Origin of the sequence: Mycolicibacterium cosmeticum, from assembly GCF_000613185.1 — a bacterium.
Classification (GTDB): Bacteria; Actinomycetota; Actinomycetes; order Mycobacteriales; family Mycobacteriaceae; genus Mycobacterium; species Mycobacterium cosmeticum.
Genome location: NZ_CCBB010000003.1, coordinates 1,005,486 through 1,032,300 on the forward strand (window position 1 = coordinate 1,005,486; position 26,815 = coordinate 1,032,300).

Annotated in this window: 30 protein-coding genes; 12 read left to right on the forward strand and 18 right to left on the reverse strand. The window is 69.7% G+C overall.

Annotation, left to right across the window (positions count from 1 at the left end; translation table 11 throughout):
* Nucleotides 1-4: 4 nt before the first annotated feature.
* From BN977_RS24005 to BN977_RS24045, 9 genes are read left to right on the forward strand one after another with little or no spacing between them, the layout of a single operon-like run.
* A complete protein-coding gene (locus tag BN977_RS24005; protein ID WP_024454737.1) occupies nt 5-973 on the forward strand; it encodes a UDP-glucuronic acid decarboxylase family protein in 969 nt (322 codons plus the stop codon).
* Nucleotides 974-988: 15 nt separating this feature from the next.
* Nucleotides 989-2,614, forward strand: a complete 1,626-nt coding sequence (locus tag BN977_RS24010) for a carbamoyltransferase family protein (protein ID WP_024454738.1) — start codon at nt 989-991, stop codon at nt 2,612-2,614.
* Entirely contained in the window at nt 2,611-4,119 is a 1,509-nt protein-coding gene (locus tag BN977_RS24015; RefSeq protein ID WP_024454739.1) for an HAD-IIIA family hydrolase, read from the forward strand. Before BN977_RS24010 ends, BN977_RS24015 begins: the two co-directional genes overlap by 4 nt.
* Nucleotides 4,116-5,183, forward strand: coding sequence for a glycosyltransferase family 9 protein (locus BN977_RS24020; RefSeq protein ID WP_036402063.1), 1,068 nt, complete (start codon nt 4,116-4,118; stop codon nt 5,181-5,183). Before BN977_RS24015 ends, BN977_RS24020 begins: the two co-directional genes overlap by 4 nt.
* Nucleotides 5,143-5,712, forward strand: coding sequence for a D-sedoheptulose-7-phosphate isomerase (locus tag BN977_RS24025; protein ID WP_024454741.1), 570 nt, complete (start codon nt 5,143-5,145; stop codon nt 5,710-5,712). The genes BN977_RS24020 and BN977_RS24025 overlap by 41 nt, the downstream gene beginning before the upstream one ends.
* A complete protein-coding gene (locus BN977_RS24030) occupies nt 5,705-7,111 on the forward strand; it encodes a PfkB family carbohydrate kinase (protein ID WP_234709661.1) in 1,407 nt (468 codons plus the stop codon). The genes BN977_RS24025 and BN977_RS24030 overlap by 8 nt, the downstream gene beginning before the upstream one ends.
* A gap of 18 nt (nt 7,112-7,129) precedes the next feature.
* Nucleotides 7,130-7,825 (forward strand): SDR family oxidoreductase, encoded by a 696-nt coding sequence (locus BN977_RS24035; protein ID WP_024454743.1) that lies wholly within the window; start codon nt 7,130-7,132, stop codon nt 7,823-7,825.
* Nucleotides 7,816-8,766, forward strand: coding sequence for a glycosyltransferase family 9 protein (locus BN977_RS24040; protein ID WP_227456358.1), 951 nt, complete (start codon nt 7,816-7,818; stop codon nt 8,764-8,766). The genes BN977_RS24035 and BN977_RS24040 overlap by 10 nt, the downstream gene beginning before the upstream one ends.
* Nucleotides 8,763-10,055 (forward strand): UDP-glucose dehydrogenase family protein, encoded by a 1,293-nt coding sequence (locus BN977_RS24045; protein WP_036402065.1) that lies wholly within the window; start codon nt 8,763-8,765, stop codon nt 10,053-10,055. Before BN977_RS24040 ends, BN977_RS24045 begins: the two co-directional genes overlap by 4 nt.
* On the opposite strand, the gene BN977_RS24050 is transcribed toward BN977_RS24045, so the two are convergent.
* Both BN977_RS24050 and BN977_RS33535 read right to left on the reverse strand, forming a co-directional pair.
* Nucleotides 10,044-10,400: a low affinity iron permease family protein gene (locus tag BN977_RS24050; RefSeq protein WP_227456359.1), complete on the reverse strand. Its 357-nt coding sequence runs from the start codon at nt 10,398-10,400 to the stop codon at nt 10,044-10,046. The two genes, BN977_RS24045 and BN977_RS24050, sit on opposite strands and share 12 nt — an antisense overlap.
* A 107-nt stretch (nt 10,401-10,507) precedes the next feature.
* Nucleotides 10,508-10,639 (reverse strand): hypothetical protein, encoded by a 132-nt coding sequence (locus tag BN977_RS33535; RefSeq protein ID WP_268817595.1) that lies wholly within the window; start codon nt 10,637-10,639, stop codon nt 10,508-10,510.
* Nucleotides 10,640-10,754: 115 nt separating this feature from the next.
* Here BN977_RS33535 and BN977_RS33150 point away from each other — a divergent pair, with 115 nt between their 5' ends.
* A complete protein-coding gene (locus tag BN977_RS33150) occupies nt 10,755-11,192 on the forward strand; it encodes an ATP-binding protein (RefSeq protein ID WP_046873103.1) in 438 nt (145 codons plus the stop codon).
* A 26-nt stretch (nt 11,193-11,218) separates the two neighbouring features.
* A complete protein-coding gene (locus tag BN977_RS24060) occupies nt 11,219-11,941 on the forward strand; it encodes a SigB/SigF/SigG family RNA polymerase sigma factor (RefSeq protein WP_234709719.1) in 723 nt (240 codons plus the stop codon).
* On the opposite strand, the gene BN977_RS24065 is transcribed toward BN977_RS24060, so the two are convergent.
* The 7 genes from BN977_RS24065 to BN977_RS24095 form a co-directional block, all read right to left on the reverse strand.
* A complete protein-coding gene (locus BN977_RS24065) occupies nt 11,912-12,289 on the reverse strand; it encodes an STAS domain-containing protein (protein ID WP_046873104.1) in 378 nt (125 codons plus the stop codon). The two genes, BN977_RS24060 and BN977_RS24065, sit on opposite strands and share 30 nt — an antisense overlap.
* Before the next feature lie 457 nt (nt 12,290-12,746).
* Nucleotides 12,747-13,169: a ChaB family protein gene (locus BN977_RS24070; RefSeq protein ID WP_024454750.1), complete on the reverse strand. Its 423-nt coding sequence runs from the start codon at nt 13,167-13,169 to the stop codon at nt 12,747-12,749.
* 37 nt (nt 13,170-13,206) lie between these two features.
* Nucleotides 13,207-13,518, reverse strand: coding sequence for a hypothetical protein (locus BN977_RS24075; RefSeq protein ID WP_036402070.1), 312 nt, complete (start codon nt 13,516-13,518; stop codon nt 13,207-13,209).
* 43 nt (nt 13,519-13,561) lie between these two features.
* Nucleotides 13,562-14,461 carry a factor-independent urate hydroxylase gene (pucL, locus tag BN977_RS24080; RefSeq protein ID WP_024454752.1) on the reverse strand — a complete coding sequence of 300 codons (900 nt, stop codon included), beginning with the start codon at nt 14,459-14,461 and terminating at the stop codon, nt 13,562-13,564.
* 2 nt (nt 14,462-14,463) lie between these two features.
* Nucleotides 14,464-14,781, reverse strand: coding sequence for a hydroxyisourate hydrolase (gene uraH / locus BN977_RS24085; RefSeq protein ID WP_024454753.1), 318 nt, complete (start codon nt 14,779-14,781; stop codon nt 14,464-14,466).
* 19 nt (nt 14,782-14,800) lie between these two features.
* Nucleotides 14,801-15,298, reverse strand: coding sequence for a 2-oxo-4-hydroxy-4-carboxy-5-ureidoimidazoline decarboxylase (uraD, locus tag BN977_RS24090; protein ID WP_024454754.1), 498 nt, complete (start codon nt 15,296-15,298; stop codon nt 14,801-14,803).
* Nucleotides 15,295-17,208: a PbuX/PucJ/PucK family nucleobase permease gene (locus BN977_RS24095; RefSeq protein ID WP_036402073.1), complete on the reverse strand. Its 1,914-nt coding sequence runs from the start codon at nt 17,206-17,208 to the stop codon at nt 15,295-15,297. The genes uraD and BN977_RS24095 overlap by 4 nt, the downstream gene beginning before the upstream one ends.
* Before the next feature lie 33 nt (nt 17,209-17,241).
* Here BN977_RS24095 and BN977_RS24100 point away from each other — a divergent pair, with 33 nt between their 5' ends.
* Nucleotides 17,242-17,811 (forward strand): nucleotidyltransferase family protein, encoded by a 570-nt coding sequence (locus tag BN977_RS24100; protein ID WP_036402076.1) that lies wholly within the window; start codon nt 17,242-17,244, stop codon nt 17,809-17,811.
* Here the strand turns inward: BN977_RS24100 and BN977_RS24105 are convergent.
* The 9 genes from BN977_RS24105 to BN977_RS24145 all read right to left on the reverse strand — a co-directional run bounded on the left by BN977_RS24105 (nt 17,808) and on the right by BN977_RS24145 (nt 26,779).
* Complete coding sequence (locus BN977_RS24105) at nt 17,808-18,788, reverse strand: malate dehydrogenase (RefSeq protein WP_036402079.1); 981 nt, start codon at nt 18,786-18,788, stop codon at nt 17,808-17,810. The genes BN977_RS24100 and BN977_RS24105 overlap by 4 nt on opposite strands.
* Entirely contained in the window at nt 18,785-19,117 is a 333-nt protein-coding gene (locus BN977_RS24110; protein WP_024454758.1) for a hypothetical protein, read from the reverse strand. Before BN977_RS24110 ends, BN977_RS24105 begins: the two co-directional genes overlap by 4 nt.
* 84 nt (nt 19,118-19,201) lie before the next feature.
* Entirely contained in the window at nt 19,202-21,001 is a 1,800-nt protein-coding gene (locus tag BN977_RS24115; RefSeq protein WP_036402083.1) for an acetyl/propionyl/methylcrotonyl-CoA carboxylase subunit alpha, read from the reverse strand.
* 247 nt (nt 21,002-21,248) lie between these two features.
* The gene (locus tag BN977_RS24120; RefSeq protein ID WP_131590199.1) at nt 21,249-22,676 is read right to left on the reverse strand and encodes a hypothetical protein; all 1,428 of its coding nucleotides are present in this window, start codon (nt 22,674-22,676) and stop codon (nt 21,249-21,251) included.
* 224 nt (nt 22,677-22,900) lie between these two features.
* Nucleotides 22,901-23,311, reverse strand: a complete 411-nt coding sequence (locus BN977_RS24125; protein ID WP_036402086.1) for a SufE family protein — start codon at nt 23,309-23,311, stop codon at nt 22,901-22,903.
* Nucleotides 23,312-23,325: 14 nt separating this feature from the next.
* A complete protein-coding gene (locus tag BN977_RS24130; RefSeq protein ID WP_024454762.1) occupies nt 23,326-24,210 on the reverse strand; it encodes a sulfurtransferase in 885 nt (294 codons plus the stop codon).
* A gap of 40 nt (nt 24,211-24,250) precedes the next feature.
* On the reverse strand, nt 24,251-24,889 hold the full coding sequence (locus BN977_RS24135; RefSeq protein ID WP_036402088.1) for a Maf family protein: 639 nt from the start codon (nt 24,887-24,889) through the stop codon (nt 24,251-24,253).
* A gap of 4 nt (nt 24,890-24,893) precedes the next feature.
* Entirely contained in the window at nt 24,894-25,154 is a 261-nt protein-coding gene (locus BN977_RS24140; protein ID WP_024454764.1) for an acyl-CoA carboxylase subunit epsilon, read from the reverse strand.
* The gene (locus BN977_RS24145) at nt 25,151-26,779 is read right to left on the reverse strand and encodes an acyl-CoA carboxylase subunit beta (RefSeq protein ID WP_024454765.1); all 1,629 of its coding nucleotides are present in this window, start codon (nt 26,777-26,779) and stop codon (nt 25,151-25,153) included. Before BN977_RS24145 ends, BN977_RS24140 begins: the two co-directional genes overlap by 4 nt.
* Between the last annotated feature and the right edge of the window lie 36 nt (nt 26,780-26,815).

Genomic DNA, 26,815 nt, shown 5'->3' on the forward strand with positions numbered 1-26,815 from the left:
AACCATGACTGAACGCAGACGGGCCCTCGTCACCGGCGGCGGTGGCTTCCTGGGCAGCCACCTGTGCCGCCGGCTGCTGGACGACGGCATGCAGGTGCTGAGCCTGGACAATCTGTCCACCAGTGCACCGCGGGCCGATACCGCGCTGGCCGGTCGCCCCGGCTACCGGTTCATCCGGCGCGATATCGCCGACCCGCTCGACCCGGGCGAGGTGCCCGAGGTCGACGTCATCTTCCACCTGGCGTCGCCGGCCTCACCGGTGGACTACCTGCGGCTGCCGGTGCAGACGCTGCGCACCGGGGCGCTGGGCACGGCCAATGTCATCGCGCTCGCCGAACGGTTCGGGGCGCGGCTGGTGCTGGCCTCCACCAGTGAGGTGTACGGTGACCCGCTGCAGCATCCGCAGCGCGAAACCTATTGGGGCAATGTCAATCCCATCGGCCCGCGCAGCGTCTACGACGAGGCCAAGCGCTTCGCCGAGGCCTTGACCTTCGCGCACCGGCGGGCCAATGCGGTCGACACCGGCGTGGCACGCATCTTCAACACCTACGGCCCCGGTATGCGTGCCGACGACGGGCGGGTGGTGCCGACGTTCTGCGCCCAGGCGCTGTCCGGGCGGCCGTTGACGGTGCACGGATCCGGTGAGCAGACCCGCTCGCTGTGTTACGTCGACGACACCGTGGACGCGCTCGTCGCGCTGGCGGCCTCGGATTGTCCGGGCCCGGTCAACATCGGCAACCCGGACGAGCTCACCGTGCTGCAGATCGCCGAGATCATCAGGGACCTGGCGGGCAGCACCTCGCCGATCGAGTTCGTGCCGGCCCAGGGGGACGACCCGAAACGGCGTTGCCCCGACATCAGCGCGGCGGCCGAACTGTTGGGCTGGTATCCGCAGGTGACCTACAAGCAGGGACTGGCCGAGACGGTCGAATGGTTCGCGGGTACGGCAGCCGCGGCACGAGACAGCGAGTAAGAGGATTGGGGAAACGTGCGGATCTTGGGAATCAACGGGGTGTTTCACGATCCCGCCGCCGCCCTGGTGGTGGACGGCCGGATCGTCGCGGCGGCCGAGGAGGAACGGTTCAGCCGGCGCAAACACGGCAAGCAGGCGGTGCCCTTCTCCACCTGGGAGCTGCCGGTGCAGTCGGCACGCTGGTGCCTGCAACAGGCCGGCCTGGAGCCGGCCGACCTGGACGCGATCGGCTACTCCTACGATCCGCGGCTGATGGAATCCTCCAGCCAGGTCCCGGCGGATGTGGCGGGCCTGGACCGCGACTGGGAATACCTGCGCACGATGTACGCCCAGCGCGCACCGCAGTTCCTGAAAACGGCACTGCCCGGCCTGGATCCGGGCAAGGTGCGCTTCGTCCGCCATCACGTGGCGCATGCCGCGTCCAGCGCACTGGCCGCCCCCGACCGGGACTGCGCGGTGCTCGTGGTGGACGGCCGCGGTGAACGGACGTCGATGCTGGCCGGTGTGTACACCGATGACAAGCTCGACGTGCTGGCCACCCAGGAGTTGCCGCATTCGCTGGGCCTGTTGTACGAGGATCTCACCGAACACCTCGGATTCCAGCGGTCCAGCGACGAATACAAGGTCATGGCGATGGCCTCCTACGGCCAACCGCGTTTCGCCGACCGGTTCCGGGAGTTGGTTCATCTGACCGACGACGGCGGGTTCCGCACCCATCGGCCGGATTGGTCGTCGTTCGGGTCGGAGTGGGACGACCGGGTGGACCTGGCGTGCAGTGTGCAGCGGGTGGTCGAGGAGGTGCTGCTGGGGCTGGTGCAGTGGCTACGCGCCCGCACCGAGCACGAAACCCTCTGCCTGGCAGGGGGAGTGGCGCTCAACTGTGTGGCCAACTCGGTGCTGCACCGCGAAGGCGGATTCGACCGGGTGTGGGTACAGCCCGCGGCCGGTGACTCGGGCACCGCCCTGGGCGCGGCGTTGGCCCTGGCCGCCGAGGCGGGGGAGGCGATCACGCCCATGGGGTCGGCCGCGCTCGGCCGCGGATGGTCGGACGACGAGATCGTGCGGGCACTGGAGGAGGCCGCGGTGCCCTACGAACGCCCCGGGGATCTGGCCGCCGCGGTCGGTGCGGCGTTGGCCGCCAATCAGCTGATCGGTTGGTTCCAGGGCCGTTCCGAATTCGGCCCGCGGGCGCTGGGCCAGCGTTCGCTGTTGGCCGACCCCCGGCACGTCGACAATCTGGAGCGACTCAACAACGTCAAGGGGCGCGAACAGTTCCGGCCGGTCGCCCCGATGGTGTTGGCCGAGCGGGCTGGTGAGATCTTCTCCGGCGGCCCGATCCCCAGCCCGTACATGCTGTTCGTGCACGACGTGGCCCCGCAGTGGCGCGACCGCATCCCGGCGGTCACCCACGTCGACGGGACGGCCCGCATCCAGACCGTGGCAGCCGACGATCACCCGTTGCTGCACCGGACGATTCGGGTGTTCGCCGAGGCCACCGGGGTGCCGGTCGTCGTCAACACCAGCTTCAACACCGCGGGCCGGCCGATGGTGGACAGCCCGCGCGACGCGCTGGAGTGCTTCGGCAGCGCCCCCATCGACGTGCTGGCGATCGGACCCTGCCTGGTGCGGAGGCCGCGATGACGGCCGCCCCCGACTTCGCCATCGTGGTCCCCACCATCGGGCGCGAGTCGCTGTACCGGCTGCTCGCGGTGCTGGACCGCGCACCCGGCCCGGCCCCGGCCGCGGTGCTCGTGGTCGACGACCGGCGCGCGGCGGCGCCACCGCTGCTGGCCGTGACCGACCGGTTGCCGATCACCGTGCTGCGCAGCGGCGGACGTGGGCCCGCCGCCGCGCGTAACACCGGGTGGCGCAGTGCCGGCCCGTCGGTGCGCTGGATCTGCTTCCTGGACGACGACGTGATCCCCGACGACGACTGGCTGATGCGGCTGGGCTGCGACCTCGAGGCGGCCGAGCGGGCCGGCTGGGCCGCGACGCAAGGCCGGCTCACCGTCCCGGCCGAGCCGGGCCGGCGCGCCACCGACGACGAGCGGCGCACCCAGCGACTGGCCCAGGCACAGTGGATCACCGCCGATATGGCCTACCGGCGTTCGGCGTTGGTCGCCGTCGGCGGCTTCGACGAGCGGTTCCCGCGCGCGTACCGGGAGGACTCGGACCTGGCGCTGCGCGTCACCCAGGCGGGCGGGCAGATCGGCCGCGGGCAGCGGCACTGCACACACCCGGTCGCCCCGGCCGGCTGGCGCAGCGCCGTGCGCGCGCAGATCGGCAACCACGACGACGCCCTGATGCGGCGCAAGCACGGCAGGCGCTGGCGCCGCGCCATCGGGGAGGGACGCGGCCGGCTACCCGGCCATATCGCCACCTCGGTCGCGGGCCTGGCCGCAGTGGTGGCGCTGGCCCTCGGGCGTCGGCGCGCGGCCGGCGTGGCCGCGGCGGGCTGGCTGGCCCTGACCACCGAATTCGGTGTGCGCCGGTTCGCCGCCGGTCCGCGCACGGCGGCCCAGGCGCTCCGGCTGGCCGTCAGCACCGTGGCCATCCCACCGGTGGCTGTCGCGCACCGGTTGCGAGGATGGTGGGATTACCGTGGCGCGCTGCGCAATCCACCGTTGGCGGTGCTGTTCGACCGGGACGACACCATCATCGAGGACGGTCCGTACCTCAACGACCCCGCCGGTGTGCGTCCGGTGCCGGGCGCCGCCGCGGCGCTGGATCTGTTGCGCCGCCGCGGCTTGCGGCTGGGGGTGGTGACCAACCAGTCAGGCGTGGCCAAGGGACTGATCACACCGCACCAGCTGGCGTCGGTGAACGCCCGGGTCGACGAGGTGCTCGGACCGTTCGATGCATGGCAGGTGTGTGTGCACGACGCCGGGGACAATTGTGCCTGCCGCAAGCCGTCCCCCGGGATGGTGCAGGCCGCCGCGGACGAGCTGGGGGTGCAGCCGTCGCGGTGTGTGATGATCGGCGACACCGGCGGCGACGTGGACGCCGCGCTGGCCGCCCATGCCGATGCGGTGCTGGTCCCGACGGAACGCACACTGGCGCATGAGATCTCGGCGGCCCGCAGCCGCGCCCGGGTGGCGCCCACGTTGCGGGCGGCCGTCGACATGGTGCTCAGGGACTGCCGATGAGCGGGGCACTGGTGGCCAGGCTGGACAGCGCGGGCGATGTGTTGATCGCCGGGCCCGCCGTGCGGGCGGTGGCCGCCACCCACGGCCCGGTCACGCTGCTGGTGGGACCGCGCGGCCGCGCGGCCGCGCAGCTGTTGCCCGGTGTGCGCGCGGTCGTCGAATGGCAGGCGCCCTGGGTGGATTTCGACTCGCCCCCGGTGACCGCCGCCCACGTCGACCGGCTGCTGGCCGCGCTCGGCGAGGCCGCCCCCGACCGGGTCTACATCGCCACCTCGTTCCACCAGTCGCCGCTGCCGCTGGCCCTGCTGTGCCGGATGGCGGGGGTGCCGTGGATCGGCGCGATCAGCGAAGACTATCCCGGCACGCTGCTCGATCTGCGCCATCAGGTGCCGGCCGGTATCCCCGAACCGGAACGGGCGCTGTCACTGGTGCGCGCGGGGGGCTGCGAGTTACCGCCCGATGACGCCGGGGAGCTGCGGGTGACACCGCAGGAGTTGAGCGCAGACCTGCGCCGCGTCATCGGCCCCGGCGATTTCGTCGTGTTCCATCCCGGCGCGGCCGTCCCGGCGCGCCAGCCGTCGGTCCGGCGCAGCGAACGCATGGTGGCGGCGCTGGTGGCGGCCGGTCATCGGGTGGTGGTCACCGGTGATGCCGCCGAGCGTGGCCAAACCGCCTTCGTCGCAGGCGATGTCGCCGTCGACCTCGGTGGCCGGACCAGCTTCGCCGAGCTGGCCGCCGTGTTCGCCGCCGCGCGGGTGGTGGTCGCACCCAACACCGGGCCGGCGCATCTGGCGGCGGCCGTCGGGACGCCGGTGGTTTCGCTGTTCGCACCCGTGGTACCCGCATCGCAATGGATGCCCTACGCACGCAGAGTCATCCGGCTCGGCGATCAGCACGCGCCGTGCCGTGACAGCAGGGCCCGCACCTGCCCCGTACCCGGCCACCCGTGCCTGGACGGTATCACCGACGCCGAAGTGCTCAGCGCCGTCGAACAACTAGGAGACAGACATGACCGAGACGACGATGATCGCCACGCATCTGTCCGCGCTGCGGCAGGCCGCTGACCACATCGCCGGTCAGGAACACCGCATCGGCCGGTGGGGCCGGCAGCTGGCCGCGGTCCTGGGCACCGGTGGCCGGTTGCTGGCGTGCGGTAACGGTGGCAGCGCGGCCGAGGCCCAGCACCTGACCGCGGAACTGGTCGGCCGGTTCCGCGACGAGCGACAACCGTTGTCGGCCATCTCCTTACATGCCGACACCTCGGCGCTCACCGCGATCGCCAACGACTACGGCGTCGACGAGATGTTCGCCAGGGGAGTGCGCGCCCACGGGCGTCCCGGTGACGTGCTGGTCGCCTTGTCGACGAGCGGCACCAGCCCCAACGTGCTCGCCGCGGTCAAGGCCGCGCACGAGGTGGGTATGACCACCTGGGCGCTGACCGGCCCGGCGCCCAATCCGCTGGCCGCCATGTGCGATGACGCCCTGTGTGTGGAGGCCACCAGCACGGCCACCGTGCAGGAGATGCACCTGTTCCTGGTACACGCGCTGTGCATCGAACTCGACGAGCAGCTGCTGGGCGGTCACCGTGGCTAGCCCCCGCGCAGCGCGCATCGTGGTTGTCGGCGACTCGATGCTCGACATCGACGTGGACGGCACCGCCGACCGCCTCAGCCCGGAAGCGCCTGTGCCGGTGGTGGATACCCGGCGCGTCTGGCACCGCCCGGGTGGGGCGGGACTGGCCGCGTTGCTCGCCGCGCGCAGCGCCGACGAGGTCGTCCTGGTCACCGCAGTCGGGGCCGACGCCGACGCGCAGACCCTCACCGGGTTGTTGGCGGCGGCCGGGGTGCGGGTGGTGGCGCTGCCCATGGCGGGCGCCACCGTGTGCAAGACTCGGATCCGCGCCCATGGGCAGCCGATGCTGCGGATCGACAAGGGCGACGGTACCGCGGCCGGTGCCGACCTGCCCGGCGAGGTGGCCGACGTGCTGGACCGCGCCACCGCGGTGTGTGTCGCCGACTACGGGCGCGGTGTCACCGCGCACCCGCAGTTGCGCGGTCTGCTTTCCGCAGCGGCGCAACGTATTCCGGTGGTGTGGGATCCGCACCCGCGCGGTGCCGACCCGGTCGGTGGCAGCGCCCTGGTGACCCCGAACCACAAGGAGGCCGGAGCCGCGACGGCGGCGGCACTGCGCAGGCGCTGGAACGCCCGGGCGGTCTGCGTGACCCGGGGTGCCCGCGGGGCCGTCCTCGACGCCGGTGACAGCGGCCCCGTGCACATCCCGGTACCCGACGGTCACGCCGCGGCCCCGCACCAGGATTCGTGCGGGGCGGGCGACCGGTTCGCGGTGGCCGCGACCGTCGAACTGGCCCGCACCGGCGACGTGCGGTTCGCGGTCACCGAAGCGGTGGCGGCCGCCAGCCGGTTTGTCACCGCCGGCGGGGCTGGCAGTGTTTCCAGCGCCGGCGGGGCCGGCAGTGTTTCCAGCGCCGCCTCGGATCACACCCCCGCCGTTTCGCTCGCCCCGGACTTCGGCGCCATCACCGGCGATGTCGACTCGGTCCGCGACCGCCTGCGCGCCGGTGGGGTGCGCACCCTGGTCGCCACCGGCGGCTGTTTCGATCTGCTGCACACCGGCCACGTCCGGCTGCTGCGGCAGGCCCGCCAACTCGGTGATGCGTTGGTGGTGCTGGTCAACTCCGATGCCTCGGTCCGTGCGCTGAAGGGGCCGGGCCGACCGGTGGTGGCCGACGTGGACCGGGTCCGGGTGCTCTCCGCGCTGGCATGCGTGGACGCCGTCGTGGTGTTCGAGGAAACCTCACCGGAGGCCGTGCTGGAGCGGCTGCGGCCCCAGATCTGGGTCAAGGGCGGCGATTACGCCGACACCCGCCTGCCGGAGGCCGAGGTGGTCGCCCGGCACGGCGGTGAGGTGGTGTTGCTGCCCACCGTCGCCGGTTACTCGTCGACGAAACTGATCGCCGCCGCGCGGTCATGACAACGCAAGGAGCAGAACATGCCGGCTGGTCATGTCGGGAACGTCATCATCACGGGTGGATCGTCGGGGCTCGGCGCCGCGACCGCCGAAGCGGTTGCCGCACAGGGCGGTACACCGCTGATCCTGGACCGTAGCAGCCCCACGGGGAAGTACCCGTACCTGTGCGTGGACGTCGCCGACAGTGACGCGGTCGACGTCGCGGTGCGGGCCATGGCCGACGAGGTGGACGGCCGGATCGACGGGCTGTTCACCGCCGCCGGCGTGGATGCCTGCGGCAAACTGGCCGATATCGCGACCAAGGACTGGGAGCGGGTCATCCACGTCAACCTGTTGGGCACCGCGGCCGCCGTGCGCGCGGCGCTGCCGTTCCTGCGATCCACCCACGGCCGGATCGTCACCTGCGCATCGACGTTGGGCATCAAGGCGGTCAGCGATGCCACCGCCTACTGCGCGTCGAAGTTCGGTGTCGTCGGGTTCAGCCGAGCCCTGGCCGCGGAACTGGCCGGCGAGGTCGGGGTCACCATGCTGATCCCGGGCGGCATGCAGACGGCGTTCTTCGACGGCCGCGACGAGCAGTACAAGCCGCCGCCGGACGCCAAGCTCAACGATCCTGCGCATGTCGCCCAGGCCATCCTGTTCGCCCTGTCCCAGCCCGCCGGCTGTGAGGTCCGGGAGCTGGTGGTGTGTGCGTCGACGGAGCCGTCGTGGCCGTGACCGCCGCCGACCCCGTCGAGATCCTGGTGTTGCGCGCCCTCGGGTTGGGTGACCTGCTGACCGGGTTCCCGGCGCTACGCGCGCTGCGCAAGGCGCACCCGGGGGCCCGGATCGTGTTGGCCACCCCGGAACACCTGGGCCCGTTGGCGAGGTTGTCCCGCGCGATCGACGACATCGAACCGACCCCCGGCCTGGGTCGGTTGCGTCCGCGGCGCCGGCGGCCGGATCTGGCGGTGAACCTGCACGGTTGCGGCCCGCAGAGCATCGCCGACCTGCTCGGGGTGCAGCCCCGGTCCATCCTCACCCATCGGCACCCGGATTTTCCCGACCTGCCCGGACCGCCCTGGCGCACCGATGTGCACGAGGTGCAGCGCTGGTGCGCCCTGTTGGAATGGGCCGGGATGCCCGGCGACCCCGATGATCTCGGTATCGAGCGTCCCGAAGGATTCCCGGACCGGTCCGGGGTGGTGGTGGTCCACCCCGGTGCCGGCGCGGCGGCCCGGCGGTGGCCCGAACCGCGGTTCGCCGAAGTCGCCGCCGCATTGCACGACGAGGGCCACACCGTGGTGATCACCGGCTCCGCCGACGAACGCGAACTGGCCGACGGCATCGCCAGGCACGCCGGGCTGCCGCCAGAGTCGGTGCTGGCCGGCGGCCTGGAGCTGCTCGACCTGGTGGCGCTGATCAGTGACAGCCGGCTGGTCATCTGCGGTGACACCGGTGTCGGGCATATCGCCTCGGCCACCGGCACACCGTCGGTGCTGTTGTTCGGCCCCACCCCGCCGCAGCACTGGGGACCACCGGGAACGGGCAGGCACATCGTGCTCTGGGCGGGCGACCGCGGGGATCCGCACGCCGAGGTGCCGCATTCCGGTTTGCTGCTGATCACCGTGCAGCGGGTGCTCGACGCCGGCCGAACCCTGTTGCGGGAGTGCGCATGACGGCCGGTGTGGTGGGCGCCGGTTATGTCGGCCTGGCAACCGCCGTGTGCCTGGCCCGGCGAGGTCACCACACGGTGTGCGTCGACACCGACACCGCCAAGGTGGACGGTCTGCGCACCGGCGCCTGCACACTGGACGAGCCGGGCCTGCCCGAGCTGCTGACCGCGGGACTGGTGGCCGGGACACTGGAATTCAGCACCGACTACCGCACCCTGACCGGCTGCGACGTGGTGTTCGTGTGCGTGCCGACGCCCAGCGGTGCCGAGGGCGCCGCGGATCTCGGCGCGGTGCACACCTGCCTGGCCGAGCTGAAGCGCGTGCTGACCGCCGGGGCCATCGTGGTGATCAAGTCGACCGTACCGGTCGGAACAACCCGCGCCGCCGCGGAATTCTTGTCCGACCGCGCAATTCACGCGGTGTCCAATCCCGAGTTCCTGCGCGAGGGGCACGCGGTCACTGACGCGATGCATCCGGACCGCATCGTCATCGGGACACCCGACCGTGAGGTGGCCACCCGGCTGAGCGCCCTGTACGGCACGGAGTCGGGAGAGGTGCTGTGGATGAGCCGGGAGAGCGCCGAGCTGGCCAAGTACGCGAGCAACGCGTTCCTGGCGGTGAAGCTGTCCTACACCAACGCCTTGGCTCAGTTGTGCACCGAGGTCGGCGCCGACGTCCGCGACGTGACGGGCTGTATGGGCGCCGATGACCGGATCGGCCCGCATTTCCTGCAGCCGGGCCCGGGGTGGGGCGGCTCCTGCCTGCCCAAGGACACTGCGGCGCTGTTGCACACCGGCCGGCGGCACGGCGTGGAGCTGCCCGAAGTCGCCGCCGCGCGGGCCACCAACGCCGCGCAGACCGATCGCATCCTGACCACGCTGACCCGGCATACCGGCCAACCGCTGGCCTCGATGCGGGTCACCGCCCTGGGACTGACGTTCAAGGCCGGCACCGGCGACGTGCGGGCCTCGCCCGCGCTGACGATCTGTGCGGCGCTGACCGCGGCGGGCACCGAGGTGGCCGGGCACGACCCGCGGCTCGACGTCATCGACACCGCGACGCTGCGCCGCAGCGCGATCACGGCGGTCACCGACCCCTACCTCGCGACGAAGGGCTCCGATGCCATCGTGGTACTCACCGAATGGCCGGAGTTCCGCGACCTGGATTGGGCGCGGATCGCCGAGAACGCGCCCGGTGCGGTGGTGGTCGACACCCGCAACCTGCTGGACGGCGCCGCGCTGGCGGGTACCGGCTTGACCTATCTGGGCAATGGCACCCCGTCAGGTTTCTGAGCGCCCGTCCCCGCCGGTGTGGTGCAGCCGCTCGTGCACCTTCTCCTGGTCCTCGACCTCGTTCTCTTCGATGTCCATGACGTCCTCGGTGGCCGCGGAGGTCGCGCTGATCAACTCGTCCAGCTTGATCAGGATCGCCCGGGTCTCCCTGTTGGTGGTGTGCTGCAGGATGAACAACATCGGCAGCGTCACCAGCGCCGCCGCGGTGTGGACGGCGATTTGCCAGTCGTGGCCGAAGCCGGTCACCGCGCCGACGACCAGATGGACCACGACGGCCGCGGCGACGATCAGCGCCGTCCACCGCGATCCCGCGATCCGGGACATCTGGGTGAGCAGCCTGGTCATCGGGTGGGGCTGCGGGGTACTCACTTGCATATCAGCCGTCCCAGGTCAAATCCCGCAACTGCGTTTGAACCCTGGCAACAGCAGGGTATGACACCGCCATGGCATGGTCAGGCCATCATCGGGCCGAGGATGATGAATACGGCGGCGTACACGCCGGCAACGATCAACAGCAGAGCGCCCACCGCGATGGCCACCGCCACGAGGATGCGGCGACGCGTCCCGGGCTCGATCTTGAACATGTCATCCGAGTACCCGCAGGGCTTTCGGAACACACGCGTGTCGGGTGGCCCAGTGCAATCAATTGATACGGCAACGACGTGGGGTAGCCTCCGTGCAGATACCCCGGGAGGTCAGATGACTGGGATTAACGGCGACGACGGCGTGCCGGCCTCCGGCGACCGGTCTGTCGAGATTCGGGTGGCCGCGCGGCTGGAGAACCTGGCGGTGCTGCGCACGTTGGTCGCGGCGGCCGCGACGTTCGAGGATCTCGACATCGATTCCGTCGCCGACCTGCGCCTGGCCGTCGACGAGGCGTGTACCCGGTTGATCCGGTCGGCCGCGCCGGACTCCGTCCTGGTGGTCCAGATCGACCCCGGCGACGACGCCGTGAAGGTCCACGCGTCGACGACCTGCCAGGGCGACGACGCCATCGTCGCGCCGGACAGCTTCAGCTGGCACGTGCTGCGTTCGCTGGTCTCCGACGTCCGGACCTTCGGGGATGGTCAGCATGCCGGCGCCGGGCGCCTGGTCGGGATCTCGTTGACCGCGAAGCGAGTGGGCCTGCTGCAGTGACCTCGGAATACACGGACGTCATCGACATGTTCCGTGAACTCCGCGCGCTACCTGAGGACTCCACTCAGTTCGCACGGCAACGTGAACGCATCGTCGAGCGCTGTCTCCCCCTGGCCGACCACATCGCGCGCCGCTTCGGTGGCCGCGGTGAATCCCACGAGGACCTGGTCCAGGTCGCGCGGATGGGTCTGGTGAATGCCGTCAACCGCTTCGACGACACGGCGGGATCGGATTTCGCGTCCTTCGCGGTTCCCACCGTGATGGGCGAGGTCCGCCGGCACTTCCGTGACAACGGCTGGTCGGTCAAGGTGCCGCGGCGGCTCAAAGAACTGCACGTCCGGATCGGCAGTGTCACCGCCGACATGTCCCAACGGCTGGGCCGCGCCCCGAACGCCACCGAACTGGCCGCCGAGCTGGAGATCGACCGTGAGGAAGTGGTCGAGGCGCTGGTCGCCGGCAGTTCGTACAACACCTTGTCGATCGACAGCGGGACCGGCGGCGACGACGAGGCGCCGTCCATCGGCGACACGCTGGGCAGTGACGACCTCGCGCTCGAGCAGGTCGAGAACAGGGAGTCGCTCCGTCCGCTGTTGGACGCCCTGCCCGAGCGGGAACGCACCGTGCTGGTGCTGCGGTTCTTCGAGAACATGACGCAGACCCAGATCGCCGAGCGCATCGGGGTGTCGCAGATGCACGTGTCGCGGCTGTTGGCGAAGTCCCTAGCGCGCCTTCGCGACGATCTGAAGTAGGTCCGACGGATCGCGTTGCAGCCGCAGCAGCGCCGATGCCACGGACTCTTCGATCGGCAGCACCGCATCGGGGTCGCAGATCCGGAGCAGGCGGCTGACCGCGCGGCTGGGCACCACCGTCCAGTCGATTCCCTCGTCGGCGGCCCGCGTGCTCACGTCGTGCACCGCGGAAAACGCCGCGGTGCCGAAGAACTCCACGCCCGTGAGGTCGAGCACCAGTTCCCGCACGTGCGGCAGGTGCAGGTAGACGTAGTCGGAGAATTCGCGCCAGTTGGCGGCGTCGATCTCGCCGAACACCGACAGCACGGCGCTGGACGGGGCGAGCCACTTGGTGCAGTAGGCCGCCATCTCGCATTCGGTGATATTCGAGGCGGAATTTCGCCTCGATTGGGGAAGAGTGAGGTTGTGCATTTTGTGACTCCATCAGTCGTAATACGGGATTCGTACTGTGGTCACGCCAAATAGTTCAAGACCGGTCGAAGGGTCCCAATGGTGCAGGACCGTGCTAATTGTCCCCCACGTCAATGACGCTCGCATCAGGCTGTGAACTCAACCTTCGTCTGACACTACGCCACCTGTCGCGGCCGGACAATCGATTCGGCCGGCCGCCTTCACCGAAGACGATGGCGCCTGCGGAATCCGTAGCATGTTGGTCAACATTGTCGCTTCGGGACCCCGCACCGGCCGCCGCACCGTCGTCTCCGCGACGCGCGCGTGCCTGCCAATGATGTTGCTCGCTACCGCCTTTGGTGTGTGGCACCGGGGTTCGTCTGGCCGCCGGCCGTAGCCGTGCGGATCCAGTGGCTCAGGACCGGGCGCTGCGGGTCTCGCGCCGGTTGGCCTTCTTGATGGCCTCGACCAATTCGTCCTTGGACATCGTCGACCGGCCGGCGACGTCGAGCCGGCGCGCGATCTCCATCAGGTGCTTCTTGGTCGCATTCGCGTCCACGCCCTCGGCGGTCTCGCCGCGCGCATTCGGGCCGCCGCTGCGGGCCCGGTCGTCGGACGGGCCGGGCGCGTCCTTGGCCTCCCAGTGGTCGCCCACCTTCTCGTAGCTGTGTTTGAGCGCCGCATACGCCACCCGGTGGGCGCGTTCGCCCTCGCCGTACTCCTCGGCGGCCGCGTCGTGCGCCTTGGCGAAGGTGCGCTGCGCCTTGGCGTCGGACTTCTGCAGCGTGCTCGGCAGTTCGTCGCGGCGGGCCTTGCCGCTCTTCGTGGTCTTGGGCATGGCTTTCGCCTCTCTCTCGGGTGCCGTTCTCTCGCGCCTACCGCACCACCGGGAAGAACGACGACCCGTCCTCGGGGGTGTCGTCCTCGGGCAGCTTCACGTCCGGCTTCTCCTGCGCGTCGGGGTCGCGCGCCGGTTGCTCCGGGCTGGTGTCCGCAACCTCGGCGGCCAGCTTGTCGTCCAGGGATTCGCCCTGGGCGGCCTCCTCGCTGGACATGCCGAACTTGTCCGAGCCCTGCCAGTCCTCGGGCGGGTCGACGACCTCGTCGCCGTCGGCGTTGCGGACGTCGTCGGAGTCGGTTGCCTCGTCGGGTGGCAGCGTGCCGTATTCCTCTTCCTGTGCGGCCATGCGGTCAGGGTGCCCGGCGCGCCGGGCGGTCAAACACCGCAGCTCAGGCCAGCCAGCCCTGCTGCAGATCCCAGGCCGGGCCGGCGGGCGGGGCGTCGTCACGGGTCACCGTCGCCTGGATCAGTCCGTACGGCCGGTCGTCGGCGTGGAACACCTCGTTGTTGTTCTCCAGGCCGAAGGGGGACAGGTCGTAGACGAAGTGGTGCTTGTTGGGGGCGGACAGCCGGACCTCGGCGATGTCCGGGTGGTCCTCCAGCACCGCACGGCCCATCTGGAAGAGGGTCTGCTGCAGCGCCAGCGACTGCACCACCGCGAACTGTTCGACCAGGGCCGCTCTCACCCGGCCGTACACCGTCTCCCAGTCGACATCGGTGCTGGTGAACCGCCACTGGGCCACCAGCGAGGTGGCCATCACCCGGTCGTGGGTGGGTTCCAGCACGGTGTAGGGATCGGTGAGAAAGCCCGCGAACTCCGATCCCGTGGACTTCAGGATGACCAGATCCTTGAGCCCGCCCACGACGTACTCGCCGTCGCCCTCGACGGTGACGGCGGCCGTCCGGACCTCCTGTCCCTTGCGGATCCAGGTGTGGTCGTGCTCGGCCCCGTCGACCACCGCACGTTCCCAGGCGTACTCCTCGATCTCGATGCGGGCGGCCTGTACCGGGGCGACGTCGTGCACGAAATGCCGGGCCAGGGCCAGGCCGTAGTCCTCGATGGAGCCGACGCCCTTCTCCTTGGCGTAGGCGTAGGCGGTCTGCTTCTGTGTGTCGGTGGGCAGCACGTCGGACTGATCGCCGGCCAGGTGCGCCGCGGCGAAATCGCCACGCAGGCAGGTGGATACGTTCATATCGCGGATCTCGTGGCGCGGCGTGTCCCGGTAGATCCGCACCACCCGGTTCTCGGCCTTGCCGTACTGGTTCTTGCCCAGGATGATCTGCGACATGGTCAACTTCCTCGGTAGGTGGAGTACGCGAACGGTGAAAGTAGCAGCGGGACATGGTATTTCCCGGATCCGCCGGTCACTTCGAAGGTGATGGTGACCTCCGGGTAGAACGTCGGTGTGGTCGTGAAGTAGGAGCCGGTGTCGAAGGTCAACCGGTACACCCCGGGCGCCAGGCCGTCGGCCAGGGCTGCGACGCGGCCGTCGTCGTCCGTGGCCGCCGACGCGAGCACGGCACCCCCGCGGTCGGTCAGCGTGACGGTGATCCCGGCCGCGGGCCTACCGCTCACGGCGTCCAGGACATGGGTGCTCAGGTGTGTCATGCCCACGATCCTGGCGCGGTCATGCCGGATCGCTCAAGAGGCGCTCCAGTCGCAGCCGGTTGATCTTGGCCAGCTCGCTGCGCATCACCCGGCGTTCGGTGTCGGGATCGTTGTCCAGCCGCTCGGTCAGGATGTCGAGCAACTCCTGTGCCTGCCGTCCGCTGGCGCACACCAGGTAGACATAACCGAACTTGTCCTCGTAGGCCCGGTTGCCTTCGGCCAGGGCCACTTTCACCTCGTCGTCGGCCGAGGTCACGCCGGCCTGCTCGCGGGCCGAGGCCGCGTTGTCCACCTTGCCGCCGATGCGCGGGTGCCCGTCCAGGGCCGCGTCGATCTCGGTGTCGGGCAGTTCGGCGAGCACCCGGTCGGCCCGGTCGAGCAGCGCCTGCGTGTCGGGGAACGGCGCGCCGGCGAGCACCCGGCGGGCCCAGATGGTCGAGCTGCACACCTCGAACAGGGCGTGCATGCGTTGCCGGTCGGTGAGCGCGTTGAAGCCGTGCAGGCCGATCGCTTTCACGACAGTTCGTTGAAACGGCTGAACCGGGCGGCGGCGATCGGATTGGCATCGGCCACCAGGTCGGTGAACCGGTAATTGGCGATCTTGGCCACCTCGATCAACGCGAACGCCTTCTCCGCGGAGTCGGAGTTGTCCATCCGGGACCAGCCGTTGCGCAGTACCCGGTCGAAATGCTCGGTCTCCCTGGCGCAGATGATCAACGGGAAACCGAAGTGCTCGCGGTACGCGGTGGCCAATTCCACCACGTCATTGTGGTCGGACTCGTCCAGGTTGGACAGCGCCACGTGGTCGACGGCCAGGGCGTGCCCGGTCTCGTCCTCGGCGCCCAGATCGTTGAAGGCGTTGAGCAGCACCAGTTGTTGCTCGGACGAGCCGGTCAGCACCGCGTCCTGGAACGCCTCGCGCAGCGCCCTGGTGTCGGCGAACGGTCGTTGGGCGTAGGCGCGCTCGACGGCCCACGGCACGTCCTGCACCACATGGCCGAACACCTCGGTGAAGCGTTCGGCGGTCATCGCGTTCACCTCGGCCAGGGTGATCGACCCGCCGCCGGCGACCCGCGGGCCCCGCGAACCGGTATGGAAGAACACGATATTGAGCACGATGGCGGCCACCGCACCGATGCTGATACCGCTGCCGAAGATGAGGTTGAGCCCGGTGGGCATGGCCTTGGCGATATCGGGATAGGAGGTCACCCACAGCGCCAGCGCCAGGCTGGTGGTGACGATGATCAGATTGCGGTGATCGGTGAAGTCGACCTTGCCCAACGTCTGGATGCCGACCACGGCCACCGTCGCGAACAGGGTCAGCGCTGCGCCGCCCAGCACCGGGTTGGGAATCGAGGCCACCACCGCGGCGACCTTGGGCAGGAAGCCGAGCAGGATCATGATCGCCCCGGCGGCGGCCACCACCCAGCGGCTCTTGACGCCGGTCAGCCGGACCAGCCCGACGTTCTCCGAGAACGCCGTGTACGGGAACGAGTTGAAGATGCCGCCGATGGCGGTGGCCAACCCGTCGGCGCGCAGCACGTTGCCGATATCGGCGGCCTTGATCCGCTTGCCGACGATCTCACCGGTCGCGATGGTCGAGCCCGTCGACTCCACCGCCGTGATGAGCAGCACGATGATCATGGTCAGGCAGGCGACGAAGTCGAATTTGGGCAGGCCGAACAGGAACGGGGGAGTGAAGCCCACGGCGGCGGCCTGACCGACCTTGTCGAAGTTCATGTCGCCCAACGCGAACGCCACCGCGCATCCGATGACCAGGCCGAGCAGCACGGCGATGGTGGCCATGAAACCGCGGAACAGCCGCTGGATCGCGACGATGATGGCGATGGTGCCCAGCGCGTACAGGAACCACCGGATGTTGGTGGGTTCGGTTTCGTGGGTGTGCGGGTTGGTCACGGCGTCCAGTGCGCCCACCGGCACCAGACACAGCCCGATGATGGTGATCAGCGTGCCGGTGACCACCGGCGGGAAGAACTTCAGCAGTTTGATGAAGACCGGCGCGATGAGGAAGGTGAACACCCCGGCGACGATCACCGCGCCGTAGACGTAGAGCAGGCTGGGTGCGCCGCCGCCGTGGGCCAGTCCGATGGCGATGATGGGGGACACGCCGGCGAAGGTGACCCCTTGCAGCAGCGGCAGCCGGACCCCGATCTTCCAGAACCCGACGGCCTGGATGATCGAGGCGATGCCGCAGGTGAACAGGTCGGCGGTGATCAGCTTGACCAGGTCTTCGGGGGGCAGGTTGATCGCACCGGCGATGATGATGGGTACCAATACCGCGCCGGCGTAGAACGCCACCACGTGCTGGAAGCCGTAGGTGGCCAGCTTGCCGATCGGCAGCACCTCGTCGACCGGGTGCGTGCGTTTGGTCTGCGCCGGTTTGAGCGACTCAGGCGGGGCCGTCATCGTTCAAGAATCGTTCACGTTCACACTGTTCGCATGTCGAGTGGGCATAAAGCCGCCGGGGTGGTGCTGGCCGCGGGCGCGGGAACGCGCTACGGGATGCCCAAAGTGTTGGCCGACCAAGGGAGTTGGCTGCGCGCCGCGGTCGCGGCGCTGCACGGCGGCGGCTGTGACGACATCGTGGTGGTGCTCGGCGCGGCGCAGGTGGACGTGCCCGCACCGGCCCGCGCGGTGCCGGCCGAGGACTGGGCGCAGGGATTGTCGGCGTCGCTGCGGGCGGGGATCGCGGCGATCGACGCCGAGCTGGCCGTCATCAGCCTGGTGGACACCCCGGACGTCGGCGCCGACGCGGTGCGGCGAGTGCTGACGACGGCGGCGTCGGCGACCGGGCTGGCCCGCGCGGTGTACGACGGCAGGCCCGGGCATCCGGTGGCGATCGCCCGGCGGTTCTGGCCGGCGCTGCTGGCCGCGCTGCACGGCGACACCGGCGCGGCACCCTTCCTGCGGGGGCGCACCGACGTGGTCGAGGTCGAGTGTGGGGACCTGGCCACCGGGCTTGATGTCGATGAGCGCTTGCGCGAAGAGCGTGATACGGATGAGCGCTAGAGCAACCCGAGCCGTTCGACGGCGGCCCGCTCGTCGAGCAGTTCGGCGACCGAGGCGTCGATCCGGGCCCGGGAGAACTCGTTGACGTCCAGCCCCTCGACGATCTGCCAGGCGCCGTCGACCGCACGCACCGGAAGCGAGGCCACCACCGTCTCGGGGATGCCGTACACACCGGGGGAGGGCAGCGCCACCGACGTCCAGTCGGCGGGGTCGGTGCCGTCCACCCAGTCGCGGACGTGGTCGATGGCGGCGTTCGCGGCCGACGCCGCCGAGGAGGTGCCGCGGGCCTCGATGATCGCGGTGCCGCGCTTGGCCACCGTCGGGATGAAATCCGTTGCCAGCCACTCGGTATCGGCCGCGAAGTCGGCGCCGGGCCGGCCGCCCACCTGGGCGTGGAAGATGTCCGGGTACATCGTCGGCGAATGATTGCCCCACACCGTCACCCTGGACACGTCACCGACGTGCACGCCGGCATGGGCGGCCAGCGCGGCGACCGCCCGGTTGTGGTCCAGCCGGGTCAGCGCGGTGAACCGGTCGGCCGGGATGTCCGGGGCGTGTGCCGAGGCCACCAGGGCGTTGGTGTTGGCCGGGTTACCCACCACGACCACCCGCACGTCGCTGCCGGCACCGACGTTCAGGGCCTTGCCGGCGTCGGCGAAGATCGCGGCGTTGGCGGCCAGCAGGTCGGCGCGCTCCATGCCCTTGCTGCGCGGCTTGGCGCCCACCAGCAGCGCCACGTCGACGCCGTCGAAGGCGCGGACCGGGTCGTCGTGGATCTCGATGTCGACCAGCAGGTCGAACGCGCTGTCCACCAGTTCCATCACCACGCCCTCGGCGGCCTTGATCGCCGCGGGCAGTTCCAGCAGGCGCAGCGTGATCGGCACGTCCCGGCCGAGCAACGCCCCGGCCCCGATCCGGAACAGGGCGGCATAGCCGATCTGGCCGGCGGCGCCGGTGACGGTGACGACCTTGCTCACGTGTGCACCTCCAGGCCGAGCACCGCCTGCGCGTACCGCCGCACGGTGTCCTCGGAGATCGCGGCGGCGTCCTCGAAGCCGGGGCGGCCGCGGCTGCTCAGGAATCCGGTGACGGGGTCGAGGACGACCTCGGCCAGCAGTTCACCGGTGGTGGGCTCGCAGACCGCCCAGGTGTAGCGGGTGTCGTCGGCCCAGCCGTCCTCGGCGTCGTGCACGTAGTCCAGATCGGTCTCACCCAGGTCGGCCAGCGCGGGCCGGTCGTCGATGCGGTCGTCGCACCGCAACCCGCGCAGGTACCACTGGCCGTTGTTGATCTCTACGGGTTCCATCAGCCCTCCCAGAATGCCGAATGGCCACCTATTGCACAGGATTCGCGAGAATCCGTGCCATAAGTGGCCACTCGACGTGAAAAGTTACTTGATCTCGGCGATCACGGTGCCCTGGGTGATGGCGGCACCGGCCTCGACGGACAGCCCGGTGATGACGCCGTCCTTGTGCGCGGTGACCGGGTTCTCCATCTTCATGGCCTCCAACACCACGACCAGGTCACCGGCGGCGACGGTCTGGCCCTCTTCGACGGCCACCTTCACCACGGTGCCCTGCATCGGCGCGGTGACCGAGTCGCCGGACGCGGCGGCGGCGCCGGAGGCACCACGCTTGCGCGGCTTGGGCTTCTTGCGAATGACCCCGGCACCGGCCGCGGAACCGCCGCCACCGCCGAGGGCCAGGTCACCGGGCAGCGAGACCTCCAGGCGACGGCCGCCGACCTCGACGACCACCTTCTGGCGCGGCAGGTTGTCCTCTTCGTCCAGCGGCTCGCCACCGGTGAACGGTTCGACGGTGTTGTTCCACTCCGTCTCGATCCAGCGGGTGTGCACGTCGAACTTCTCGCCGTCCCCGATGAACGCCGGGTCGGCCGTCACGGCGCGGTGGAACGGGATGACGGTCGCCAGGCCCTCCACGTTGAACTCGGCCAGGGCGCGGCGCGACCGGGCCAGGGCCTCTTCCCGGGTGGCGCCGGTGACGATCAGCTTGGCCAGCATCGAGTCGAACTGGCCACCGATCACCGAGCCGCTCTCGACGCCGGAGTCCATCCGGACACCGGGGCCGGTCGGGGGCTCGAACTTGGTGACGGGGCCGGGGGCGGGCAGGAAGCCGCGGCCGGCGTCCTCGCCGTTGATGCGGAACTCGAACGCGTGGCCGCGCGGCGTCGGATCCTCGGTGATGTCCAGCGCCTCGCCGTTGGCGATCTTGAACTGCTGCAGCACCAGGTCGATGCCGGAGGTCTCCTCGGTGACCGGGTGTTCCACCTGCAGGCGGGTGTTGACTTCGAGGAAGGAAATCAGGCCGTCCTGGCCGACCAGGTACTCGACGGTGCCGGCACCGTAGTAGCCGGCCTCCTTGCAGATGCGCTTGGCCGACTCGTGGATCTCCTTGCGCTGCGCATCGGTCAGGAAGGGTGCCGGCGCTTCCTCGACGAGCTTCTGGAAGCGGCGCTGCAGCGAGCAGTCGCGGGTACCGGCGACGACGACGTTGCCGTGGGTGTCGGCGATGACCTGCGCCTCGACGTGGCGCGGCTTGTCCAGGTAGCGCTCGACGAAGCACTCGCCGCGGCCGAAGGCGGCGATGGCCTCACGGGTGGCCGACTCGAACAGCTCGGGGATTTCCTCGATGGTGCGGGCGACCTTCATGCCGCGCCCACCTCCACCGAAGGCCGCCTTGATGGCCACCGGCACGCCGTACTCCTTGGCGAACGCGACGACCTCGTCGGCGTTCTTGACCGGATCCGGGGTGCCCGGCACCAGCGGAGCCTGGGCGCGCGCCGCGATGTGGCGGGCGGTGACCTTGTCGCCGAGGTCGCGGATGGACTGCGGGCTGGGGCCGATCCAGATCAGCCCCGCGTCGAGCACCGCCTGGGCGAAGTCGGCGTTCTCGCTGAGGAACCCGTAACCGGGGTGGATCGCGTTGGCGCCGGACTTCTCGGCGGCGTCGAGCAGCTTCTCGAACACCAGATAGGACTCGGCAGAGGTCTGGCCGCCGAGCGCGAACGCCTCGTCGGCGAGCCGCACGTGCGGGGCATCGGCGTCCGGCTCGGCATAGACGGCCACGCTGGCGAGCCCGGCGTCCTTGGCGGCACGGATCACACGGACAGCGATCTCACCGCGGTTGGCTACGAGCACCTTGGAGATCTTCGAGCTGGCGTGACTGGGCACTGCGCCTCCTGATGGCAGGTATCTCTAAGAAACGTCTTAAACAATCTATCGGGCGAAGTGTATGTGTCCAATTCCGGGGGTGGCGAGTCGGCACCCCAAAATTGTCAAGTCACCGTTGCGATTTCGGTAAACACATGTAACTACTGACGAGTACGGCAGCGGCGGCGCGGCGGCCCGGCACCCCGAAACGCCGGACCGGCGGCGCCCGGGTGGGCGCCGCCGGTCCGGATTTCGGCGTGAGCGGTGATCAGGCAAACAACGTCGGGATGCCCTGCATCGACGGTGCCGGTTCGACACCGAGGACATTGGCCAGCAGCGACGGCGTCACGTCCAGCACGTCGACCTCCTTGCGGGACGGATCCGACGGCACACCCGCACCCGCGGCCAGCAGGATGCCCTCCTCGATGTGGTAACCGGTGTTCACCCCACCGATGCGGTACTGCACCTCCAGCCCGATATCGGCCGGGCTGCCGGTGACCGGATCGGAACCGATCGGCTGGAACTCCAGCGTGGTGGCGTCACTGCCCTGCGAATAGTCGATGCCGAAGGTGACCGTCTTGCCCTCCACCCGGACGCGGGCGAACAGCGGCCCCTTGCCGGGCACCGTCACCGACGTCAGCGGTGCGGTGGCGGCCTGCGCCTGCTCTTCGGTGTCGAACACCAGCGAGACCATCGGGTACATCGCCAGGCCCAGTTCGGCCGGGGCCAGATTCAGCGTCGAGACCAGCTTGGTGTGGTCCTCGAGCACGAAACGGTTGTCGTCGACCTTGACCACCTCGACCGGGCCCTGGCCCATGCTGGCCGCGACGACGAGCATCGCCTGCGGATTCTTGGCCAGGTACTTGCGGATCCGGCCCAACTGGCGGTCGGTGATGTCCATCGCCGCCACGATGAAGCTGCCGTACACCTCGTCGGCGGTGTACTCGTACTTCTCGGTGTAGCCGGGCATCCCGTCGCCCCAGAACCGGTGCATCATGCCTGCGACGTGGTTGGTGAAGAACGCGCTGAGCCGCGGCTTGTGTTTGCGCTGCAGCTTCCAGTACAGGTCGAAGCTCAGCGGTGCCTGCATGGCCGACCGGAACGCCTTGTAGCGCGGGTCGGTGCGTTCCTTGACCAGGTGCGTGCCCAGGGTGGCCACCGAGCGCGGGGTCAGGCCCAGCCGGACCAGGTCCACCGCGGTGGCCGCCAGGGTCTTCGGGTTCAGCAGGGCGTCCGGGGAGAAGCCGTTCGCGCCGGTCATCGCGAGGTTGAAGGCCTGGAAGCGCTCCAGCGCGGCCGGATACGTCTTGGCGTCCTGGCTGAAGGTGTCCGGCACATAGAAGCCGCCGTGCCGGAATTGGCGGGCCGGCCAGCTCTGCATGGGCCCGAACAGGCCGACCGAGAGGCCGGCGTTCTCCGCCACATCCCAGATCGGGTCGCCACGGAACGTGGTCGGGTCCTGACCGAGATCGAACGAATTGTGGTCGTAGGTCGACGTGTGCAGCGTGGGCCAGGTGCGCCAGGGCTGCAGACCCTGCAGGTCTTCCCGGTCCTCGTGCACCGTCGTCAGGGATTGGCCTTCGCGCAGCAACGCGGCGACATTGGACTGCGGACGATGCTTGACGTAGATGTCGATGACATCCCACGGCACCTCGTTCAGCTCGTAGAGGATCACATCCCTGCGCTGACGGTTCATCGAGGCGGAACCCTTTCGTATCGCTTGCACTTTGTTTGCCGGGCTAATCGCCGCGACTGGTGAGCGCGAACGCCGCACCGGGTTTCCCCCGTCCCGCCATTGTTGCATGCGCATAGACAAAGCGCCGGTGCTGACCGCTTTCCGGGACTCGTCTAGCAGTGATTTTGCCCATAACGGGCCGCACATCGGGCGCAGTTGCGCCGATGTGTTGACGGATGTGTTACTTAGCTCGAGACCAGCCGGCGCTTGATCCGGGTGAGCATCGCCGACATGCCGCGCAACCGCAGCGGGCTGATCAGCTTGGCCAGACCCAGGTCGGTATAGAAATCGTCGGGCACGGCCAGGATGTCCGCCGCGGACTGGCCGTCCAGGCCGGCCGCCAGGATCGCCGCGAAACCGCGGGTGGTCGGGGCCTCGGCCGGTGCGCTGAAGTACAGGTGCACATGGTCGCGATCGGTCGCGTCGACGTCGAGGAACAGCGGCGACTGGCACTCCGGGACGGGCTCCATGGCCGCCTCTTCCAGGTGCGCGGGCAGCGGCGGCAACTCGTTGGCGAACTCCAGCAGCAGCGCCAGCTTGTCCTGGCCTGTGACTTCACCGAACTCGGCGACCACCTCCGCGAGCGCGGCCGGCATCCCCGAGGGGGCGGTCATACGGTGCCCGGCTCTTCTCCGGTGACCACCGGGACGCGCACCGCGTTACCCCATTCCGTCCAGGAGCCGTCGTAGTTGCGCACGCCGGGCAGGCCGAGCAGATGGGTCAGCACGAACCAGGTGTGGCTGGAGCGTTCCCCGATCCGGCAGTACACGATCGTCTTCTGATCGGCACCCAGGTGTCCGTAGAGCTTCTCCAGTTCGGCCCGGCTGCGGAACCGGCCGCTCTCGTCGGCGGCCTTGGCCCACGGGATCGACACCGCCGTGGGGATGTGGCCGCCGCGCAGCGCGCCCTCCTCGGGGTAGTCGGGCATGTGGGTGCGCTCGCCGGTGTACTCCTGTGGTGACCGGACGTCGATCAGCGGCTGGCTGCCCAACGCGGCCAGCACGTCCTCGCGGTAGGCCCGGATCGGGGCGTCGTCGCGGTCGACGACGGGGTAGCCGGTGCTCTGCCGGGTGGGCACGTCCAGAGTGGTCTCCCGGCCGTGCGACACCCACAGGTCGCGGCCACCGTCGAGCAGCCGCACGTCGGGGTGGCCGAACAAGGTGAACACCCACAGCGCGTAGGCCGCCCACCAGTTGCTCTTGTCGCCGTAGATCACCACCGTGTCGTCGCGCGAGATGCCCTTGCGGTTCATCAACTCGGCGAACTGGGCGCCGTCGATGTAGTCGCGGACGGTCGCGTCGTTGAGGTCGGTGTGCCAGTCGATCTTCACCGCGCCGGGGATGTGGCCGGTGTCGTAGAGCAGCACGTCCTCGTCGGATTCGACGATGGCCAGCCCGGGGCGGCCGAGGTTGGCCGACAGCCAGTCGGCGGTGACCAGGCGCTCGGGGTGGGCGTACGCGGCGAGGGCGGGATCGGGATCGGCGGCAAGAGGCACGAGATGAGCCTACCTAGCCCCGCGGCGGCGTCGTACCCGGTCAGCCGATCGGATTCGCCCGCCAGACCGCGCTCAGGGTCACCCCGACAGCGGGCAGCAGCCTGCGCAGCAGCGGCAGACTCAGCCCGATCACATTGGACGGGTCGCCCTCGATGCCGTCCACGAACCAACCGCCGAGGCCGTCGAGGGTGAATCCGCCTGCGACCCAGAGCGGTTCGCCACTGGCCAGGTACGCCTCCAGGTCGGCAGGTTCCGGCGTGCCGAAATGCACCGTGGTGTGCGCCGTTTCGCCGACACGGGCGACGACGGCGCCGTCGCGCAGCCGCAGCACGGTGTGCCCGGTGTGCAGGACGCCGGGGCGCCCGGCCATGGCGTGCCACTGCGCGCGGGCGGCGTCGACACTGCCCGGTTTGCCGCACAGCCGGCCGTCCACCTCGAGCATCGAATCACAGCCGATGACAACGCAATCGGCGCCGATACCGGCCGGCAGCGATCCGGCGACCCGGTCGGCCTTGGCCGCCGAGAGCGCCAGCACCACCTCGGCCGGGACAGCCCCGGCCAGCGAGGCGACGACGGCATCCTCGTCGACGTCGGAGACCACCACCAGCGGCTCGACCCCGGCCTGGCGCAGCACCGACAGCCGGCCCGCCGAGGCGGACCCCAGGACCAGCCGGGTCAAGCGCTCAGTGCCTCATGTGGGTGCGCTCCAGCAGCGTGACCCGCTGCCAGCTGTGCACCTGGTAACGCAGCTTGTCCACCGGGTGGCCCCACAGGTCCCGGGCCGGCGGGGTGGTGTCGACCGGCCCGCCGCCGGCCGCGGACAGCACACCGATCAGGGCGGCCAGTTCCTCGGCGGTCGGGTTGCCCTTGACCACCTGGATGTGCGGCTCGTGCGCCGCGGTTTCGTTCTCGGACACCGTCGTTGACTCCTCGGCCCCGCTCACAGTGGAATGTTCCCGTGCTTCTTCGGCGGCACCGAGCTGATCTTGCGCTCCAGCAGCCGCAGCGCGGTGGCCACGTAACCGCGGGTGTGCGACGGCGGGATGACCGCGTCGACGTATCCGCGCTCGGCCGCGACGTACGGGTTCACCAGCGTGTCCTCGTAGTCCTGCTGCAGTTCCAGGCGCAGCGCGTCGACGTCCTCGCCCTTGGCGGCGGCGTCCTTGAGCTGCTGGCGGTACACGAAACCGACCGCGCCGGAGGCACCCATGACGGCGATCTGCGCCGTCGGCCAGGCCACCACCACGTCGGCGCCCATGTCCTTGGAGCCCATCACGCAGTACGCCCCGCCGTAGGACTTGCGGGTGATGACGGTGACCTTGGCGACCGTCGCCTCACCGTAGGCGTAGAGCAGCTTGGCGCCGCGCCGGATGATGCCGTTGTACTCCTGGTCGGTGCCGGGCAGGAAGCCGGGCACGTCGACCAGCAACACGATCGGGATGTTGAAGCAGTCGCAGGTGCGGATGAACCGCGCCGCCTTCTCCGAGGCGTTGATGTCCAGGCAGCCGGCGAACTGGGTGGGCTGGTTGGCCACGATGCCGACGGTGCGGCCGTCGACCCGGCCGTAGCCGACGATGATGTTGCCCGCGTAACCGGCCTGCACTTCGAGGAACTCGTCGTCGTCGAGGATGCGCGAGATGACCTCGTGCATGTCGTAGGGCTGGTTGGGCGAGTCCGGGATCAAGGTGTCGAGCTCGAGGTCCTCCTCGGTGAGGTTGTCCTCGATGGCGCCCGGGTGCGGCGGCGCCGCGAACCGCGGCGGGTCGGCGTAGTTGTTCGACGGCAGGTAGCTCAGCAGGTCCCGGACGTAGTCGAAGGCGTCCTGCTCACCCGAGGCGACATAGTGCGCGGTGCCCGACTTGGCCATGTGGGTGTGCGCGCCTCCCAGTTCCTCCATGGTGACGTTCTCGCCGGTGACGGTCTTGATGACATCCGGACCGGTGATGAACATCTGGCTGGTCTGGTCGACCATGATGATGAAGTCGGTCAGCGCGGGGGAGTAGACGTGCCCGCCGGCCGCGGCTCCCATGATCAGCGAGATCTGCGGGATGACACCCGAGGCCAGGATGTTGTTGCGGAAGATCCGGCTGTACAGGCCGAGCGAGACCACGCCCTCCTGGATGCGGGCGCCGGCGCCGTCGTTGATGCCGATGAGCGGGCGGCCGGTCTTGATGGCCAGCTCCTGGACCTTGACGATCTTCTCGCCGTAGACCTCGCCGAGGCTGCCGCCGAAGACGGTGGCGTCCTGGCTGAAGATGCACACGTCGCGGCCGTCGATGGTGCCGTAACCGGTGACCACGCCGTCGCCGACGGGGCGGTTGTGCTCCAGGCCGAAGTTCGTGCTGCGGTGCTTGGCCAGCGCGTCGAGTTCGACGAACGACCCCTCGTCGAGCAGCGCCAGCACGCGCTCGCGTGCGGTCAGCTTGCCCTTGGCGTGCACCTTCTCCACGGCCGCTTCACCGACCGGGTGCTGCGCCTCCTCGGCGCGCTTGCGCAGATCAGCCAGCTTGCCGGCGGTGGTGTGGATGTCGACTACGTGCTCTGCCGCCGGTTCAGTAACGCTCGTCATGGGTGTCGATGCTAGCGGCACTTCTAAGAACTGCAT

Bases quoted from the DNA above. Each gene is read 5' to 3' on its own strand.
- BN977_RS24005 (WP_024454737.1), top strand. From the start codon at position 5: ATGACTGAACGCAGACGGGCCCTCGTCACCGGCGGCGGTGGCTTCCTG.
- BN977_RS24015 (WP_024454739.1), top strand. From the start codon at position 2,611: ATGACGGCCGCCCCCGACTTCGCCATCGTGGTCCCCACCATCGGGCGC.
- BN977_RS24020 (WP_036402063.1), top strand. From the start codon at position 4,116: ATGAGCGGGGCACTGGTGGCCAGGCTGGACAGCGCGGGCGATGTGTTG.
- BN977_RS24025 (WP_024454741.1), top strand. From the start codon at position 5,143: ATGATCGCCACGCATCTGTCCGCGCTGCGGCAGGCCGCTGACCACATC.
- BN977_RS24035 (WP_024454743.1), top strand. From the start codon at position 7,130: ATGCCGGCTGGTCATGTCGGGAACGTCATCATCACGGGTGGATCGTCG.
- BN977_RS24045 (WP_036402065.1), top strand. From the start codon at position 8,763: ATGACGGCCGGTGTGGTGGGCGCCGGTTATGTCGGCCTGGCAACCGCC.
- BN977_RS24050 (WP_227456359.1), bottom strand. From the start codon at position 10,400: ATGACCAGGCTGCTCACCCAGATGTCCCGGATCGCGGGATCGCGGTGG.
- BN977_RS33535 (WP_268817595.1), bottom strand. From the start codon at position 10,639: ATGTTCAAGATCGAGCCCGGGACGCGTCGCCGCATCCTCGTGGCGGTG.
- BN977_RS33150 (WP_046873103.1), top strand. From the start codon at position 10,755: ATGACTGGGATTAACGGCGACGACGGCGTGCCGGCCTCCGGCGACCGG.
- BN977_RS24060 (WP_234709719.1), top strand. From the start codon at position 11,219: ATGTTCCGTGAACTCCGCGCGCTACCTGAGGACTCCACTCAGTTCGCA.
- BN977_RS24065 (WP_046873104.1), bottom strand. From the start codon at position 12,289: ATGGCGGCCTACTGCACCAAGTGGCTCGCCCCGTCCAGCGCCGTGCTG.
- BN977_RS24070 (WP_024454750.1), bottom strand. From the start codon at position 13,169: ATGCCCAAGACCACGAAGAGCGGCAAGGCCCGCCGCGACGAACTGCCG.
- BN977_RS24075 (WP_036402070.1), bottom strand. From the start codon at position 13,518: ATGGCCGCACAGGAAGAGGAATACGGCACGCTGCCACCCGACGAGGCA.
- pucL (WP_024454752.1), bottom strand. From the start codon at position 14,461: ATGTCGCAGATCATCCTGGGCAAGAACCAGTACGGCAAGGCCGAGAAC.
- uraH (WP_024454753.1), bottom strand. From the start codon at position 14,781: ATGACACACCTGAGCACCCATGTCCTGGACGCCGTGAGCGGTAGGCCC.
- BN977_RS24095 (WP_036402073.1), bottom strand. From the start codon at position 17,208: ATGACGGCCCCGCCTGAGTCGCTCAAACCGGCGCAGACCAAACGCACG.
- BN977_RS24100 (WP_036402076.1), top strand. From the start codon at position 17,242: ATGTCGAGTGGGCATAAAGCCGCCGGGGTGGTGCTGGCCGCGGGCGCG.
- BN977_RS24110 (WP_024454758.1), bottom strand. From the start codon at position 19,117: ATGGAACCCGTAGAGATCAACAACGGCCAGTGGTACCTGCGCGGGTTG.
- BN977_RS24120 (WP_131590199.1), bottom strand. From the start codon at position 22,676: ATGAACCGTCAGCGCAGGGATGTGATCCTCTACGAGCTGAACGAGGTG.
- BN977_RS24125 (WP_036402086.1), bottom strand. From the start codon at position 23,311: ATGCCGGCCGCGCTCGCGGAGGTGGTCGCCGAGTTCGGTGAAGTCACA.
- BN977_RS24145 (WP_024454765.1), bottom strand. From the start codon at position 26,779: ATGACGAGCGTTACTGAACCGGCGGCAGAGCACGTAGTCGACATCCAC.